Genomic DNA, 16,667 nt, shown 5'->3' with positions numbered 1-16,667 from the left:
AGTCACAATATATAAAGCTTTTGCAATGCTGATGGCAACCGGGACCAAAGCATTGACCAACGCCAATGACCAGGGCCTCTCTAAAAACCCGGGCCAGGCCAGCAGTACAAGGTAAAAACAGGCCAGCAACGATCTCCGGCATTGCGGGCAGCACTGGCGATAACTTGCGCAGTTAACCCCCCCCATATTGCAGCGCCTGACGCAGCCGTGTGGCGGACTAATGCACAGCACTAACGGTACTTGTCAACAACGTCCAGAGCGGCAAATACCGGAAACAAAGTGGTGAATCCAATCAAGATTACCAAGTTGTTCGGAAAACCGAATACACATCCGGTTTTCCGAACAAAGTTAAAGAATTATTAATTACCGCCTGACGGCCTGCCCACCGGGGCCAGCGTATGCGAAGCTGGCGTCAGGTGCGTGATTTGCCAAATCGGTCGCATTTTCAGATCAGCGGGCGCGGCACGGAACGGCGGCAGCACCCTGCCTCGGAAAAACTGGTCATAAATCAACCACACAAACCAAAGCCTCTGAAAATAAAGCATTCAGCGAGTTATCCACAGACATACCCACGATTTTCGTGGACAACTTTTGACAGTTTTCGCAAACCCATATGACCAAAAAAAGCAAGCGCCACCCTCGCGCCTGCTGCCGCCGGCACTGTGCATATCACCCCATGGGTTGATTTTGTCGATGGCTGGCGTTGCAATGGCGTATTTGCGGACAACCCACCCAGCATGCAAGAACATTATCAGGTGGCCGTGCTCGGCCTGGGCGCGATGGGCGCTGCAACCCTTTATCAACTGAGCAAGGCCGGCGCCAACGTCATCGGCGTGGACCGCCATGCGCCGCCCCATACTCAAGGCTCCAGCCATGGCGATACGCGCATCACCCGCCTATCCAACGGGGAAGGTCCGCAGTACCTGCCGCTGGTGCGCAACTCTCATCGGATCTGGCGGGAACTCGAAGCATTGTCGGGCGAGGCATTGTTCGAGCAGTGCGGCGTGCTGGTGATGACCTCAAGCAGCGTCTACGACCCGCACGATCCTGCGGACTTCACCCATCGCACCATCGAACTGGCCAAAACCTACGGCATCGAGCACCAGGTGCTGGACGCGGCGCAGATTCGCCAGCGCTTCGGCCAGTTCAGCCCGGTGCTGGACAGCGCCATTGGCTACTTCGAACCGCAAGGCGGTTATCTGCGCCCGGAACGCTGCATTGCCGTGCAGCTGCAACTGGCCGCGCAGCAAGGTGCGCAACTGCGCCTGAACGAGACCGTGCTGGCGCTTGAGAATGAAGGTACAGCGGTCAGAATCAGTACCGATCAGGGAGTGATTTATGCCGACAAGGTAATCGTCAGTGCCGGCATGTGGTCGGCCGGACTGCTGGGCGCGCCCTTTGATGCTCTGCTGCGGGTCTGTCGCCAGACGCTTTACTGGTTCGAAGTCAGCGAACCGGCACGCTTCGCGGCGCAGTCACCGAGTTTCATCCTCACTCACGGACCGGCATTCAATGATGTGAGTTACGGCTTCCCGCCCCTGCCCGGCGAAGGCAGCATGAAAATTGCCACTGAGCAGTACGAGACAGCATGCGATCCAGACCTTCTGGATCGTAATGTCAGTGACCAACAGATCGAGCAGATGTACCGCACTCAAGTTGCCGGGCGTTTTAGCGGGGTGGGTAGCCGGGCACTGAAGACCTCGGTGTGCGCCTACACCGTGACGCCCGATTACCACTTCATCATCGACGAGCACCCCTGCCTGCCTAACGTGACGGTGGTCTCGGCTTGCTCAGGGCATGGTTTCAAGCATTCGGCGGGGCTGGGCGAGGCGCTGGCTCAGCGCTGCATGAGCGGACGCAGCGAAACGGACCTTTCGGCGTTCAGCCTGCAACGTTTCAAGCGTTGAAAAAGCACAAAGCCCGCACGAGGCGGGCTTTGTTTTTTACGCGACAAACGATCAGTCGTCGCGGCTCATGATGCCGAAGATCTGCAACAGGCTGATGAACAGGTTGTAGATCGATACATACAGGCTGATGGTCGCCATGATGTAGTTACGCTCACCACCGTGGATGATCGCACTGGTCTGGAACAGGATGCAGGCCGAAGAGAACAACACGAAACCTGCGCTGATCGCCAGTTGCAGACCGCTGATCTCGAAGAACAGACCGGCCACGACCGCTGCCAGCAGGACGAAGAAGCCTGCGGTGATGAAGCCGCCCAGGAAGCTCATGTCCTTGCGGGTGGTCAGCACGTAAGCCGACAGGCCGCCGAACACCAGTGCAGTCATGGCAAACGCCGAGCTGACCACTTCTGCGCCGCCGCTCATGCCCAGGTAACGGTTGAGGATCGGACCCAGAATGAAGCCCATGAAGCCGGTCAGGGCGAAGGTCGAAACCAGGCCCCAGACCGAATCACGCAGCTTGGCGGTCAGGAAGAACAGGCCATAGAAGCCGATCAGCACGACGAAGATGTTCGGGTAGCCAACACGCATTTGCTGGGCCACGAACGCCATGACGCCGCTGAAAGCGAGGGTGAGGGCCAGAAGGCCATAGGTATTGCGCAGGACACGACTGACTTCGAGCTGGTCGGCTTCCTGCACGCCGGTTTTAAGTAGGTAATCCTGTTCGCGCATCGCGAAGCTCCTCACTGTTGATAGCTTGCTGAAATGACAAGTTGCAAAGATCATATCAGAGGCGCCGCTCATCACCACCGGCAGAGTTTGACAGCTTGTTACATTCGGGTATTATGGCGCCCGCAACACATGTGGAGGTATGGCCGAGTGGTTTAAGGCAGCAGTCTTGAAAACTGCCGACTGTAACAGGTCCTAGAGTTCTTATCTAAGGCTGATCCTGGTTGCATACTGACACCTGCGTTGCGTAGTGATCGTAAAAATATGGAAGGTTGGCTGAGTGGTTTAAAGCTCTGGTCTTGAAAACCAGCGTGTGAGAGATCGCACCCGGGGTTCGAATCCCCGGCCTTCCACCACGACTTTCAAGGCTGATACCCTTGTAAATCAAGGGCTTAGAGAAATCTAAGCCCTTTTTTTATGCCTGTTTTTCCACAACTACTAAGCCCTGAAACCCCAGAGTGCGGCCCCGTAAGCTACCCCGCCGCATGCCTTCCTCAAAGCATGCAACACGCCTAGCTGCGCCCTGTTGCATCCTGTTGCACCCTGAAGACACAAACGGAACGCTCCGTTCCAGTTGCATCCTCAGGGAGATCGCAGGCTGACGAAGCTGAACGTACCAGGTAGGTAGGAGCTGCGACCTTGCCTTGAGGAGCATCCGGGCGCAGGTGTCAGGGGAGCAGGTGTCAGATTCGACGCCCGCAGCGAACGAGCAATCTGGTGGAGAAGCCTGACAGCGATGCCAACAACCCTCACAAATTGCATGCGCACGTTTTCAGTGCACGTTTTCAGTACGCGCTTTCGGTGCCCCCGCCACTGCCCTACCTCAGGTGCTCTGTAGAAAGATGCAAGAATTGCCGAGGTTTCACAGACAGGGATCTGGAGCCACGATGCCATGAGACGGATCTAATATGTACGGCTCGACGCCCCCTGATCCTTGATCTCAGCCTCCGTACGGCTATCCCCCTGCCTGCTGCTCTGCATCAAACGCGTAGCTACTGGCCGCCCTGACGCATCGACTAGGAGATCCGTACCAAGGCCATTAAGCTGACGGCTGAAGTAGGTTGGGGTTGAACCCGAAGGGGTCTGCCATTAGAACAGCGGAAGTGATGAGAAAATTACACGAATGTCTGATTTGATAGTTTCTGCAAACGGCCCAAACCTGCGGCCGCCGCATAACTCGAGAAAAAAACCTGCCAGCAAGGACGCATCTGAAGCGCAAGCAAGCAAGGCACTGGAGAAGCGCCCCATTTTCCTGGCGCTCCAGGGTGGCGGGGCCAGAGGGATTGTTCATGTGGGTGCATTAAGTGCCATTAACGACCTGCAGCTAGAAATCAAAGGCGTTGCAGGAACCTCAGCGGGTTCAATCGTAGCAGCGTTAATTGCCGCCGGTTACAGCGGCAATGACCTGCTGGATGAAGACCTGAGTAACCCAACTCATCTTTTTGATCGGCTGTCCTCAGATCAATCACCTTCAGACACGGCAGCGACGAAACCGACAGCGAAGAAACCGACAGACCTGTTTTCAAAAGCAGGCTGGCGATGGATGCGATTAATTCGGCGGCTGTCGAAGCCTCAGCACCCTGCATTCACGTTGACGCTGGCGGTGTCATTGATTGGCGCGTACGCCTACCTCAGTTTTGTGCTGATGACGGTTCACGTGCTGCTAGGTCTTGCGGCAAATCTAGCAGCGGTAGGCGCACTCGTGTGGGGTGGCTTTAAGTTGACCAAAGGGCTTACTACACTCAATCGAGTGCGCAATTTCGTTGACAGAGCCATTAGACACAAATTGGGGACTGCCCTTGAGCAGAATCACGACGGTAGCCAGCTGCCTCTCACATTCGCTGATCTCAAGCGTGCGCGCGGGATCCCGCTGAAAATCATTGCGACCAATACGTCCAGTGAAAGCGTGGAGGTGTTCTGCGCCTACAAAACGCCAAATGTCTCAATCGCAGATGCCGTGGCGGCGTCGGTATGCCTGCCCATTATCTTCAAACCTTGGGCGATCAAGTTCAGTCGCCGCAATGAAAAAAATGAACCTGATACTCATCAGTTCCTTGATGGCGGATTCGTATCAAACCTGCCGGCATGGCCATTCGACGAAGAGCGTCTTTTGCACCCTGAGGTGCCTACTATCGCAATGAGCATCGCTACGCCTGGAGCCCGCTCAAAGCATTGGATGTCGTCCATAATCAACACCATTGTCAACGGCACCGCTGAGATCGATACTCGCGCTGTCGGGCGCTTCACCAAGATCCCGCTCAGCACCGACTGGGGGATGCTAGATTTCGATAAAAGCTTCAATGAGGTCTACATCCAAGCATTGAAGGCTAAGCAGACCACAGTTAAGCAGCTATCGAATGAACTCATTGAAACGCCCAGAGTGCTACGAACCGCCGCTCAAGCGATACTCGAAGATGTCTCTCAAGCGATGAGTCTATACTGGGGAGTTCTTCACTCTGAGATTGATCTGGGCGGGAAAATTCGCGTAGCGATTGCATCCCCTCGCTCCAGCAGCCCAGGATTAATGTCACTGGTATCCACTTCCGGGTACTCCCGAGACTTGGGATATGGAGCAGTACTTCCAACGGCGCATCCTGGGATGGCCGCATGGAAAGATCGGCAACCACTGTTGAAACGAGTCGATGCCGGTGCAATTGCTTTTCGTCCTCATTTGGACGACGCGCAGTGGATACTGTGCGTTCCACTCCGGCCGCAGGAAGCTACGAACGAATCGCCACTCAAACCCTGCGTCGTTCTGATTGAGTTTGCTATCGCGTTCGATCTCAGCATCCACTCTAGTCATGATCATTTAAGTGACATGGCGACTTGCCTTGCGGGAATCGTCAATGACTACAATGAGTCAAAGGGCATCGCAACTTTTGTGCAAGGGGCCAATGCATGCATCTAGAAATTGACTACGGTGATGGAGACGTGGACGTTATTGATATGTCTAAAAGAGATATCGCTCACCTCATTCCAGCTAAGCACCGCGAGCGCGTGGCGCAGGTGTCTTCCCTCATTCAGGAGGTGTTGCAGCGTCGTGAATTTTTCGAGAGCGCCAACGGTGTCAGCGATACTGAAATATTGACGCCTGACTCTCCTCATCACAAGCAATTGCGACGGCATATCCAGGATCTGCGAGATATCCCTTACGACGGCTATCACACGGACTACTCCTTGTGGGCTTCGAGGTTCCACCACCAGTCTGCGGACGGGGCTATCACGGATCGGAGTGAAATTGGGCGTCGGCCATCCCAACTCTCATTTTTACCCTCGGGCTTGAGCGGATTGCTGGATGAATCAAAGGATCCACATGGCTCTCAGAGTGAACAGTTGATGCTCACCTTTGAACAGCCACCCAAAGGTGCTAGCGCTAGTTCGGGCCATAGATCTGATAAGCCGACAGATAGGACTGAACGAGATCCTGACGAGCCGTTTAATTCGTAAGTTGCCTTCGTATTGACAACATGAGGGCTGACTTTTTGGGAAGTCGCTCAAGCTTTTCGGGGCGTGCCCCTTCGGGTACGGCTCTTGTAAACCAAGCCCCACCTGCAGCGGGGTCTTGGCCCTACGGGCTTCGATCCTCACGCCTCCGGCGCTGCCTGCGCGCTCCGCTTGCCAGTGAGAACTGAGCCCAAGTTAACGTAGGGTCGCAATGATAATGTGCCAGGGCCTCAAGCCCTAAGCCAAACCTTGGTCTGGTCGAGAGTTCAATATGCAACGCTATCTCTGGCCGCCTGCATCGGTTAGATCGACGGGATCATTCCGACCCCGACTTAGAGATACCTAGGTGATCTGCTGTCTGTGACAGGCTGCCATTGAACGTCCTAAGAGCATGTGCACCGTCTGACCGAGGTCGGCAACCGTTCCGACGCCCCTGTGGCATCAACTGAGATACGAATGCATGTACTCCTTGATTCAGAGAATCGTGCTGAGGCATTGAGTAACACTGCTCGGTATTCCATCGAAAGCCTTTACTCGAATCCCCGCCTGAAAAGCACGTCTTATGGGAATCTGTCCTTCACCTACCTTTGGCTGCGAACGCGTCTGGCGCGCATCCAGTCAGCCGTAATTTCGAACTCTCGCGTCACCGATTCCGACGGTCTTGATGAGCGGGTGTTGTCGACGCAACTGACTGGAAACTATCCTGAAGCAACCGGTAATTGCACGTCTGCGCGCTCCGCTTGCCTTAAGCAAGAGAGCACTACCCACGGTGCGCTTTGATAGTGGGCGCCCCCGCAGCCGATCCAAACGCCCACTTTCCCCAAGGGCGTGAGCGGATTACCGGATGATCCAGAGAATCCGAATGGCTCGCATTGTGCGATAAAGCAGTCACTGCTCGATAAGCCTTTCTTTGACTGCGTGCCCCTGCGGGGACGGCTGGCGTGAACCGAGCCCAGGCCTGGCGGCCGTGTCTCGGCCCTGCGGGCGCTCATCCTCACGCCTGCGCGCTCCGCTTGCCCTCACACCTGTTTTTTGATCTAGCATCGCAGAGTTACGTCGCAGAGTTACGTTACAACGTTGCGCTCTCTAGTCAGTTACTCTCCCCAGGTGGCTGCTGCGAGAATCCTCACTCTGCCACGGCTCCTAGACCTGCTTGGTAAGAAAGTGAGGTAGGTCGTCGATGCTCAAAAACTCGTTCGGTCGAGTCACCATGTCCTCCTGCCGCCCGCCCAGGCACATATGAGCGTCTGTGAACGGAAATAGCGCCACACCTGCGTTCCACATTGATGTCCAGAATGCAGCCCTAGCCGTCAGAGTGTGGCCCGCCTTGGATAAGACCCTTTGCCCCATTGCGTTACTCTGCGATCAGCCCGCTCGTTCTCCACCGCCGGCGAACGAAGCTTTCAAACAGATAGTTGTCCTGGAGCGGCAAATGGTCGGCGTGGTCGCATACGATGATCTGCGGCATCACACCCGTTTGTTGCTGGGTGACATCACAAAACCGTGCGAGACTGCTGAACATCTTCGAAACGGTACTCACATCCTCATCGACCGTCTTGGTGGTCTTCCTGTCCCCTCGCAGCTCACCCGCTTCGAATTCTTCAGCATCATCGTTCGATGGAAAGTAGACCTGGGTCGGCTGATCAAGGAAAAGGATCGGTGGCACCTTACACTTGGGGTGCGCGGCGAACTGGTAATGCAAAGCCAAAAACAGGGTCAGGTGGGAGTAAAGCCAGTTCGCGCCGCTACCCATTGAGCGCAGGAACACTTTTTTGACCCGGCCACCCTCGATTGGCCTTTCATGCCAAAGATCAAAGGTCTCCACGTCAAACTTCAAGGAGCCGGACTTATACGAGTCCTCGAAATCGAAGCTCTTTCCAAGCACCTTCATCTTTTTGTTGATGTCGTTCTGCAAGGCCCACAGTTTCGACTCAACGTCGTACTGGGCCATCTGACCATCAAACCTTTCGACCTCCTTCTGCCAAAACTCCACCATTCCCTTGGCTTCAGAAGGAGGGTTTGCGATCCGACGACGCTCAATCGCCAATTCAAGCTTAAGCTTCGCCTTCTGGGCTGAAGCATCTGCGGATTTCGACTTATCCAGCCGATCCGCTTCGTCGTCGAGAGGCTTCAGTGCGGTTTCTACCACCGCGAGCTCCTTACGATACTTCTTCAGATCATTGTCGATTGCGCGGCGTTCCTCTCCAAAGCCCTCCCGCGCATAGGTCGATACTTTGAGCTCCCCATTCAACCAGTGGATCGCTGCAGACAATTTGTTCGCCTCCTCCTCGGCTACATCAGATTGGGACGCGCAAACAGGACATACTGCATGATCCAGATTGGTCGCAGTAGGGATCGGCAACGCAGTCAGGGACTCAGCGAAGCCCGACGCCTGTTCAGTAGAGACCTTGAGAAGGTAACGGGTATTGAGTGCCTTCTGGATCTTGGAAATCAACCCGGCTTTTTGCTCACGCAGCTCTGCTCGTCTGGTATCAAACGCATTTGAAAGGCCGTCAACTCTTACAGAAATACCTGTCAGGCGCTCAAGAGCTGGCTTGGGCTTCATCCAGATGTCCTCAGGCGTAAGCTCGGTCAGCGGCATGCCGGCCAACGCTTCGTACTCTTTGAGGAAAGTCGCAAATTCGGTGAGGTACTCGTCCTTGATTTTCTCCTGCTTGGGAATCTGCGCTTCAGCACGCTTGAGCTCATACAGCGCCTCGGTACGCAGCTTCGCCAGATCGAAGTAGTCCTCTCCAACAATATCCATGAAGATCTTGAACTGATCGATGGCCTGGTCGCGTTTTCGCTTTTCTTCAAACCGGTAGAAGACCGCATGCCGGTTGGCCACGATGACGGGGCTGTGCCTATTGATAATAACTGGTGCGAGAACCAGATACGCCCGTGGGCGCTGGGGCGCAAAAACTGGCTCTTTGCGGGGTCACTACGTAGCGGCAAACGCGCCGCCGCGATCATGAGTTTGATCCAGTCGGCCTGCAACAACGGGCAAGATCCGTATGCCTACTGAAGGATCTACTGACACGCCTGCCAACGCAGCGAGCGAGTGAGATTACAGAGTTGCTGCCGCATAGGTGGCGCCCGGTTTACTTGTACAAGACGGGTTGCCCGGGCGCTGACGCATATTCGGAGTCAGCACGGCGTACGTCACACCAGGCTTTCGGTCTATTACTGCCAATACCTCCTGGCTAGCGTCGCATCTGAGGGCACGAAGAGAACCGCATTCACACCGCTGGCACGCGAGTTCAACGCTAGTGTGCTGCATCTAACAATGTGGCATTGAAAATGACCATGCCAGAACCCTGTTCTCGCGCGCCGTTCATTTACTTGGCGCCTCTCGCTGTATGAGGCACTAAGCAGGTGGTAACTCAGCGGGCAACTCCCCTACTCGCTCACGATCCGCCACGCTCACTACGCAGCGCTCGATAAACTCAAGCTCCTGGATGAGTTCAATAGCGCGCTTTTCCAGCGCCTTCAACACGGCCTGGTGGTCTTTTTGCACCTCGTCCGGCGCCCTGGCGAGGCCTGCCAGCTTCCTGTGACCCTTCTCGATTTTTTCGTTGACCTCAGCAAGATATCTCTCACCGGACTCCTTCTTTCTGTCCATGAAAAGCTGGCATTCCAGGAAACGGATGGCATCGTATATTTTCAAGACCTCACCACTGGTCTTGGAGTGCACGAAGTTCAGGCTGCCTTCATCAAAGGCGTGGTGCTCCTGGTTTTGGCCGCCCCAGTTGACCAGGTCGTTCTTGATGAAATTGAAGTGCGACAGATCGTAGTCAATGAACGGCTCCACCAGCTTGAAGGTGTGCTCCAGGCTTACCTGCAGGTACATACTCTTCTTGAGCTGCGACTTGTTGAAGTTCGCAGTGACCTGCACGCCGTTCTCGACGCAGAACTCCAGCACCATGGACTCGAACCAGATCCGGCAATACAGCAACGCTTGTCGAACGTCGAAAACCGAAAGCGCCACGTGCACCTTTTTTTGAAAACCGCCCGCGTGATCAATGACTACGATGCCCTTGTTCGTATAGCTGAGCACATGGTTCGCATGCTGGTCGGATTGAGGATGACGGTCAGCGATGATGCAGAAGCGTTCCCAGAAGAGGCGATCGTGGGTCGTCACCACCATCTGGATCCGGCGCAGGTAGTCATCATTGAAAAACAAGTCGATGATGTTGGATCGGTGATCCGTATCGATCGCGTTGACGACGTCATCAAAAACGATGAGCGGAAAATTGTTTTTCTCAGCCATCGCCAAGAGAATCGACAAGCCGAGTGCCCTCAGATGCCCTTCGCTGAGCACAGCAAACGCATCCAGCAGGGATCCGTCCACGCTGGTGATCTTGATCCGGTAGCTCTCCGCAAGCGTTTCAAACGCCAGCGTCTCTATCTGCTCATGGTCATCGTCGTGGTTATTGATTGCTCGGTAGTACTCGGCAGCCTTGGCTTCGATCCCTGTAATGCGCGCTTTTTCAAGCTCCAGCTTGTAGTCCAACAGGTCGCCGTAAAGCGTTCGGTATTCAGCCTCAAGATCCTTGAGCAACTGGTTGAAGTGGCTGTTATCCACCGAGTCGTTGAGCAAAGCCGTTCTCTGCCCTATCAGCGCAAGCATCCTGTCATTGGCGTTTGTGAACCCGGTTAGCGCCTGGGTTTTGAGGTCAAACTGTCGTTTCAGCGAGTCATCAGCCTGCTTGAGGTGTTCAATGAGCGCATCCAGACGAGCCGCTTGAACCTCCGCCTGATCAACCTCCCGTTGCTTGCGCTCGCAGGCACGCAGATAGGCCTCGATCTGGACTTTACTGTCAGCACAGAGCGCGATGAAAGCATTGAGGACAGACGCCGCCACGGTCGAGCGGTCAGTGGCAGTATGGAACTCTGTGAGCACCTCTTCCAATGCGTCCATCGCCAGTGGGCAGGGTACATCGGCATAGGAATTGGCCTTCACGGAACTGATCCCCGTCGCGATCCTTGAGGCCCAGAGGACAACTTGAGCATCATTTTTCTGTTTGGATTGCTTGAGGGCCTCCAGAGCCCCGAACGCCTTGATCTGATCGCGAGCCCTTTCAAACGGGTTCACTGTGACTTGGTCAAGGGGCGTCAAACAGGCGGGACAGGTCTGCTCAGACGGGTGTTCAGTGGCTTCCAACGCTTCCAAGGCTTCAAAAACAGCGCGATAGTTAACGTCACTGGCCCTTTGCAGAAACTGTGTTTCGATCTGCGTTTTGCGGTCGAGCAACCGCTTGGCGATGGCAGACGTACGTGCAACATGCTCGATAGGAATGACCACCGGTGCTTTGGCCGCTCGCAGTCGCTCGGCGCCACGGATGTGCATGTCTATCGTCTTGCGCAGCCGCTGTACCTTTGGACGAATTTCGAAATCTTGATCGGCCCGCAGCCCCAAGAGCTGACAGGTTTGCGAAATCGCAGCGTACAGATCTACCCTGTGCTTGCTCCGCACTTGGCCAAGCTCTGTTCGAGCGCGTTCAAGGTTCGTCAGTGCTTCGGCCTGGTCGGCACGCATGAATGCCTTGAGCGTAAAGCTGTCAGGACGCACGAATCGGGAAATGACTTCCTGAAGCTCTTCCAGCCCAAACAAGGTCGCCAAGACATCACTTTCGCCACTGCCAGTGTCCTTGGAGCCCAGGAGCGAAAACTCCTGAAGGCGATTGCGATCAATGAAGCAGCTCGACCAACTGATACTGGGCGCAATTTTGAGCTTATTCGTTCCCAGGAGAGCGAGCTGGGGCTTGGTTTCTCCTCGCGCAATGTACTGCTTGACCTTGGTCTTGCGCCTAGCGGCTTCCTTGATGTCCCCGGTGGTGCAAATTTCGATGGCTTCACAGAGCGATGATTTACCGCCGCCATTGGGTGCGTAGAAAAGGTTTTTCAGCTTACTGAATCGAATGAACGTGCCTTTGTCGTCGGCACCAAACTCGCCAAAGCCCCGGAAATTCTTGACGCGCAGGTAGTCCAACGCCCCCAAGCCCGAGGGGGGTATCCGATCCAGTTCAGGCCTTTTATCGAGCACTTTCTTGAAGCGAGCGGCGACTCGCTGGTAGTTGCGACCCAGCAGTTGATCCGAAGCCGTGGTGATGTGTGACTTGATGTGGTCGGAGTAGCGGCCCTTGCTTTGGTTGGCCTGGTACATACACCAAAGAAGCACCAGGTACGCATCAGTACGCCCCTCAAGGTTCTGCCTGGCAAAACTTAAAAGGTACTGACTCATTGCGCCTCCTCCCTGATACACATCAGCGTAACCGGACTGGCATCAGGAAGCCATTACCGGGCGTTGTGGATGGTCAACGATACAGGTTGGCAGCCGACCGGTGCCGATGACCTGCGCAAGCGAGTGCTTTTACTAGATTGGACAGCACTGTTAGTCCTTAACGACTTGGGGCTGGTCGTGCAGTCCCTCTCCAGCCAGCGCAGCGCGTTTCTAGTAGTGTCCATTTCGATGGTATCGAACACATTTGGCGAGCGGGGAATCGAGTGGATATGGGCGCTTGGAAGACTGTGCGATCCGCTTGAGTCGGGTCTTGGGCAGCTTTTTGGACGGCACCGTGTACAACAGCTGCTGGACGATGGTCACTTCGATTCGATTGATGAGATCTGCCACGGGCGGGGCTTCTGCCTCAGCAGGTTTACCGACGCCTCCGTCCGCGTTCTTTTGATCTCCTGAATCAGCTAGCTCATCCGCGCCATGAACGTCGCGGGCGCTTGGAGGGTTCAACGCAGGTACGGAATCGTTCTTGCTGAATGTCGCCAGGGAAACCAGCGCATGTGGGAACTCTGGGTGACGATCGAGAAAGGTTTTGATGACGCTGCTTGCGGAGGGTACAAGACCAGAACTTGTCGCTACTCATCCTCAAACAGGATCAGCCACTCGTAGTCAGCCCCTTCAATGCTGTCATAATCCAGACTTTCCAGTGCCAAGCTGGGCGAAATGTAAAAACCCATCCCTCGGAAGTGCTCGGCATGCTTAACGGGGATTTTGATACCTGAGGAACCATCATGGCCTGAGCCGTCAATATTCACCGAGTAGAGCTCTTTGCCTTTCCCCCCTTTCTTGGCGTAGACATGCGCATGTTTCTGAACACCGTGGGTACGCGCTGCATCCAACCGGAAAGAGTTGTTGGTACCTGGGATGGTGGGATACTGCTCGTGCTCAAGTGCAAGCACCAGCTCACCAAGCCTGCGGGCTCGCTCCTCCTCCAGACGCTGTTTAGCGGCTACGAACTCTCTGAACGACATCATAAGAACCTCGTCGGGTCAGTTACTCTTGTGGGGATATGGCTCACAAGGACTGGGGCAGAACATCTCGATTTACCGCGATCGTAGCAATGATGGTGCGGCCCTGCGGTTCAATGGTAGCCCGACATCGTCAGCTCTTCGTCACCAGGAGACCCAGAAAATCCTCAGTGCTGACGGCAAGCCGTTCGAAAAAGATGACCTCCAGATACCCGCCGACGCCTATGACGCCAACGGTTCCAGACAGCTATCCACCTTGCTCCACCGACCACATCGTGACCGTCGGGCGAAGCCTTATGCGATAACGCTCAACACCTCACTACCCCGCATCCGCCTGACCTCAATGACGAAACGTTCTATGTCCGGTACGGCGTAATCAGCGACGAGCTCTACAACCTCCTTGACCGGCGCGCCAGAGGGCTTCGTGGGATAGTCAGGAATTCTGCAGAAGATACCCCTGCCACGACGGTGTGGCATCGGCCATGTGTTTCCGGAATTCATGTGACACAGCCAGATCTTCTCGGCATAAGCAGGGATGAACGATGCGGAGTCCAGCGTCAGCACATCGTGCTCAAGGCTCTTATAGTCACGAGCGCCGAGTAGCACGTGCAGCCGTTCCTCCTGTGCCCAGAAGAAAACCTTGTTGTTGATCAACTCATACCACTCGCGAGGGCTGGTTCCATCAACGATCGCCCTAAGCAAGCGTTCCTCTGGCATTGGTTTCTGATCGCGCAGCATAATGTCGGAAGGATCACCGGCTCTCACGCCCATTTTCATGAGGCGATGCTCGCTTTCAAACCGCGCCCGGTCGCTGCCCGCTACTGAAAAATGGTCAAGAACGGCGCTGGTGCTCATCAAGCCACGCTGTTTAATGCTTTCCCAGGTACCGCGCTCTGCCATGTGGTAAATACGTGGGTAACGCTCAATCAACTTATCCAGATCCATCCGTCATCCTTTACCCGAGCGGGCCGTCCAGTTGCGTCTGTCGATCAGTGATCTCAGATCACTGGCATCGGTGTCCCGGGAGAACCGGGTATTGATCAAAGATACAGGGGCCTGGGAAACACGTTCCAGCTCCTCGACGAATTTGATGGTCTCTGGGTCGAGCTGCTCGAATCGGCGGGCCTGGCGATTTCCTGCTTTTAGGTAGTCAGCAAAGGTGAGAACAATATCGGTAGGGGCATTGAGTGCGCAGGCCTTGCGGAACTGATCCCACTCAAACCACCCTACTCGACGGCTGCGGCGTGTGGTTGAGGTCTTTTCAGCCGTATTCAAGGCAGTCGCGTCAAGGCCAGCGAACTCTGCAATTTCGCTGAAGGTCGTTGCATGCTTGAGCGTCCCTGAGGTATGCCCCTCTTCACCATCAGGATCACCAACTCGGATGGGCATCGGCCTTACGACCATCAAGATCTTTCGTATTCGACTGGGCGAAATGCCGGCCTCAGCAAGGCAACCCGCGACGTTGGTGTCTCTGGAGGTTACATGCGGATAATCGCCATGAAAGATACTCAGACCACTGCCTTGGGTGCCCTCCAACAGAATTGACTGGCCACGACGGTAGGCCTCCTCTAAGCGGTCGGACGTGCATCCATGATAGTTGCCAGGTGTGCCTACATAGGGCTGAAGCTCTTCGACATCCTTGGCGAGCCTGATTGTCTTCCCTCTATCCAGGATACGCCGCGCGGCCGCTGCCCCGTTCCCGCTCCCCGTGGACGCAATGGTCGAGACCAGATGCCCTTTCTCAGCCGTGATGTCCTGGTCCTCGATGATCAGCGCTTGAGGATCGATGAAAAGGCGGTCATCACCGATACCGCAATCTTTGATCTCACCCAACAGGTTATTAAGATTGATTGTCATGCCAGGGCCGAGAAGCAATCGCGCCGTTACATCTCTCGACCCAGAGGGCAGGTGGTGATACGTATACGGGCCTGCGGTGCTTGCAACGGTGTGTCCTGCATTGGGCCCTCCAACGCGAACCATGACGTCATACTCGCGAGCCAAGTAGGCAACGATGTTACCCTTGCCCTCACTTCCGTACTGCCCACCGATGAGCACGTCAACGCACCGAATTTCCGGCGGTGTGTATAAATGCAAACGGGCGGCAACCCTTACGAGGGTATCAGCTGAGTCAGATCGCTCGGTGTAAATACGTACATCTGCATCAGCTTTGAGCGCCCGAATTTCTGCGTCATCCCGCAGTTGATTGATCTGATCGTAAGGCAAAGCCTCATCATCACCTTGAGTTCGCGTTGCATAGCGAGAGCGCAAGGTAGGATCACTGGCATAGAGATGGACGTGGACTAAATTCGCACCAAAGGCCTGCCGGAACTGCGTGACCTGCTCGACCGAGTCTAGGTGATCAACGACTAAAGGCCGCCGATCTGCCCGATCAGCACAAATTGCCTTCGTAGCAAGCAGCATCCACTGCGTCTGTTCAACTTCATCCAGCTCTCGCCGGCGATCAATCAACGCAGGCGGTGATAGATGCATGCGCCAGCCGTCATCCTGGAGCGCCCGGCGGTCGCTCACCACGCAGAAACCGAACTCCTTAACCAATAAATTGGCCAACCCGCTTTTTCCGCTGCAGGTCTTGCCACTGATGACCACAATCTGTCGAGTTTCCATTCTCTAAGCCTCCCAGAGAGTAACAATCTCGCCCGCTATGGCCAGTGGGGTCAGTTCTTGAGTGTCAAAGACCTTGTCGGCGAGGCCTGCAAGTGAACGTGCGCTCTGCTCATTCGGGTGCTCCAAAATCGCTTGGTAGTCCGCCAAATCCCTACCTTGGTCAAGATGTCTTTGCCGTAATACAGGGTCAGGCGCGCAGAGATGTACGTGTCTGACGGATCCGCCGTAACGGTGTTTGAAAAGCTCAACTTGGCGGGCCTTGCGGACAGCGTCCACTAGCCAATAGCGTGTATTGGCGTCGGCGCTCATGATCGGGTCAGCGACCGACTCGACCAGCCACGAGAAATCAGTGACACAGTCCAGTGTGTCACCGAGTTCCTGGAGGGCGTAGCGATTGAGCGCCTTGTTTTGCGAGGCCAGTTGCTCACGTAGAAACGCGCCACTGCTGATAGGGGCGAAGCCATAGCATTCTTGTAAAGCAGCAGAAACAGCCGTCTTACCGCTTGCGACTGGGCCGCTCAAAAGAAGTAGTTGCTGCACAGTACTGACGATTCCTGTCCTGAAAATGCAATATCAGGTCAAAGCCTAGCTTGTTTTCAGAATAACAGTTGGACATCTCTCAGTTGTTGTCATCCGTATCGAATCAACGAACAACCACATGTGAGACGGGGATGACTAGGTACGGCAATCATCCGCTGCCCA

General features: G+C 55.2%; 11 protein-coding genes, 1 tRNA gene and 1 pseudogene. 5 read left to right on the top strand and 8 right to left on the bottom strand.

All coding sequences use genetic code 11. From position 1 onward, the window contains the following. The first annotated feature begins 737 nt into the window (after window positions 1-737). On the top strand, window positions 738-1,907 hold the full coding sequence (solA, locus tag NJC38_RS02975) for an N-methyl-L-tryptophan oxidase (protein ID WP_253111438.1): 1,170 nt from the start codon (window positions 738-740) through the stop codon (window positions 1,905-1,907). A gap of 51 nt (window positions 1,908-1,958) precedes the next feature. On the opposite strand, the gene NJC38_RS02970 is transcribed toward solA, so the two are convergent. Next, window positions 1,959-2,633, bottom strand: coding sequence for a Bax inhibitor-1/YccA family protein (locus NJC38_RS02970; RefSeq protein WP_045493070.1), 675 nt, complete (start codon window positions 2,631-2,633; stop codon window positions 1,959-1,961). Between the two features lie 263 nt (window positions 2,634-2,896). On the opposite strand from NJC38_RS02970, the gene NJC38_RS02965 reads away from it, so the two are divergent. The 3 genes from NJC38_RS02965 to NJC38_RS02955 all read left to right on the top strand — a co-directional run bounded on the left by NJC38_RS02965 (window position 2,897) and on the right by NJC38_RS02955 (window position 6,077). Beyond that, window positions 2,897-2,986: transfer RNA gene (locus NJC38_RS02965), tRNA-Ser, on the top strand. A 767-nt stretch (window positions 2,987-3,753) separates the two neighbouring features. Beyond that, complete coding sequence (locus tag NJC38_RS02960) at window positions 3,754-5,538, top strand: patatin-like phospholipase family protein (RefSeq protein ID WP_253111437.1); 1,785 nt, start codon at window positions 3,754-3,756, stop codon at window positions 5,536-5,538. Further along, window positions 5,529-6,077: a hypothetical protein gene (locus NJC38_RS02955; protein ID WP_253111435.1), complete on the top strand. Its 549-nt coding sequence runs from the start codon at window positions 5,529-5,531 to the stop codon at window positions 6,075-6,077. The genes NJC38_RS02960 and NJC38_RS02955 overlap by 10 nt, the downstream gene beginning before the upstream one ends. Before the next feature lie 1,351 nt (window positions 6,078-7,428). On the opposite strand, the gene NJC38_RS02950 is transcribed toward NJC38_RS02955, so the two are convergent. After that, the gene (locus tag NJC38_RS02950; RefSeq protein WP_253111433.1) at window positions 7,429-8,922 is read right to left on the bottom strand and encodes a DUF3732 domain-containing protein; all 1,494 of its coding nucleotides are present in this window, start codon (window positions 8,920-8,922) and stop codon (window positions 7,429-7,431) included. Here NJC38_RS02950 and NJC38_RS02945 point away from each other — a divergent pair. Next, window positions 8,923-9,281: pseudogene (locus tag NJC38_RS02945) on the top strand (transposase domain-containing protein); the annotation flags it as partial. It lies immediately after the preceding gene. A gap of 160 nt (window positions 9,282-9,441) precedes the next feature. Here NJC38_RS02945 and NJC38_RS02940 read toward each other — a convergent pair. The 6 genes from NJC38_RS02940 to NJC38_RS02915 form a co-directional block, all read right to left on the bottom strand. Further along, the gene (locus NJC38_RS02940; protein WP_253111431.1) at window positions 9,442-12,318 is read right to left on the bottom strand and encodes an AAA family ATPase; all 2,877 of its coding nucleotides are present in this window, start codon (window positions 12,316-12,318) and stop codon (window positions 9,442-9,444) included. A gap of 210 nt (window positions 12,319-12,528) precedes the next feature. Continuing rightward, window positions 12,529-12,858: a hypothetical protein gene (locus NJC38_RS29140; RefSeq protein WP_366855495.1), complete on the bottom strand. Its 330-nt coding sequence runs from the start codon at window positions 12,856-12,858 to the stop codon at window positions 12,529-12,531. An 89-nt stretch (window positions 12,859-12,947) separates the two neighbouring features. Continuing rightward, window positions 12,948-13,346 (bottom strand): hypothetical protein, encoded by a 399-nt coding sequence (locus tag NJC38_RS02930; RefSeq protein WP_253111427.1) that lies wholly within the window; start codon window positions 13,344-13,346, stop codon window positions 12,948-12,950. 288 nt (window positions 13,347-13,634) lie between these two features. Next, entirely contained in the window at window positions 13,635-14,285 is a 651-nt protein-coding gene (locus tag NJC38_RS02925; RefSeq protein WP_253111425.1) for a hypothetical protein, read from the bottom strand. 3 nt (window positions 14,286-14,288) lie between these two features. Next, on the bottom strand, window positions 14,289-15,965 hold the full coding sequence (locus NJC38_RS02920; protein WP_253111423.1) for an adenylosuccinate synthetase: 1,677 nt from the start codon (window positions 15,963-15,965) through the stop codon (window positions 14,289-14,291). Between the two features lie 3 nt (window positions 15,966-15,968). Next, window positions 15,969-16,505: a hypothetical protein gene (locus NJC38_RS02915; protein WP_253111422.1), complete on the bottom strand. Its 537-nt coding sequence runs from the start codon at window positions 16,503-16,505 to the stop codon at window positions 15,969-15,971. Between the last annotated feature and the right edge of the window lie 162 nt (window positions 16,506-16,667).

Origin of the sequence: Pseudomonas sp. 21LCFQ010 (assembly GCF_024129905.1) — a bacterium.
Classification (GTDB): Bacteria; Pseudomonadota; Gammaproteobacteria; order Pseudomonadales; family Pseudomonadaceae; genus Aquipseudomonas.
The sequence above is the reverse complement of the archived record's forward strand: the minus strand, read 5'-3'. Positions and strand labels throughout refer to the sequence as shown.

Coding starts and splice junctions, on each gene's coding strand:
- NJC38_RS02970 (WP_045493070.1), bottom strand. CDS start 2,633: ATGCGCGAACAGGATTACCTACTTAAAACCGGCGTGCAGGAAGCCGAC.
- NJC38_RS02925 (WP_253111425.1), bottom strand. CDS start 14,285: ATGGATCTGGATAAGTTGATTGAGCGTTACCCACGTATTTACCACATG.
- NJC38_RS02955 (WP_253111435.1), top strand. CDS start 5,529: ATGCATCTAGAAATTGACTACGGTGATGGAGACGTGGACGTTATTGAT.
- solA (WP_253111438.1), top strand. CDS start 738: ATGCAAGAACATTATCAGGTGGCCGTGCTCGGCCTGGGCGCGATGGGC.
- NJC38_RS02940 (WP_253111431.1), bottom strand. CDS start 12,318: ATGAGTCAGTACCTTTTAAGTTTTGCCAGGCAGAACCTTGAGGGGCGT.
- NJC38_RS02960 (WP_253111437.1), top strand. CDS start 3,754: ATGTCTGATTTGATAGTTTCTGCAAACGGCCCAAACCTGCGGCCGCCG.
- NJC38_RS02920 (WP_253111423.1), bottom strand. CDS start 15,965: ATGGAAACTCGACAGATTGTGGTCATCAGTGGCAAGACCTGCAGCGGA.
- NJC38_RS02930 (WP_253111427.1), bottom strand. CDS start 13,346: ATGATGTCGTTCAGAGAGTTCGTAGCCGCTAAACAGCGTCTGGAGGAG.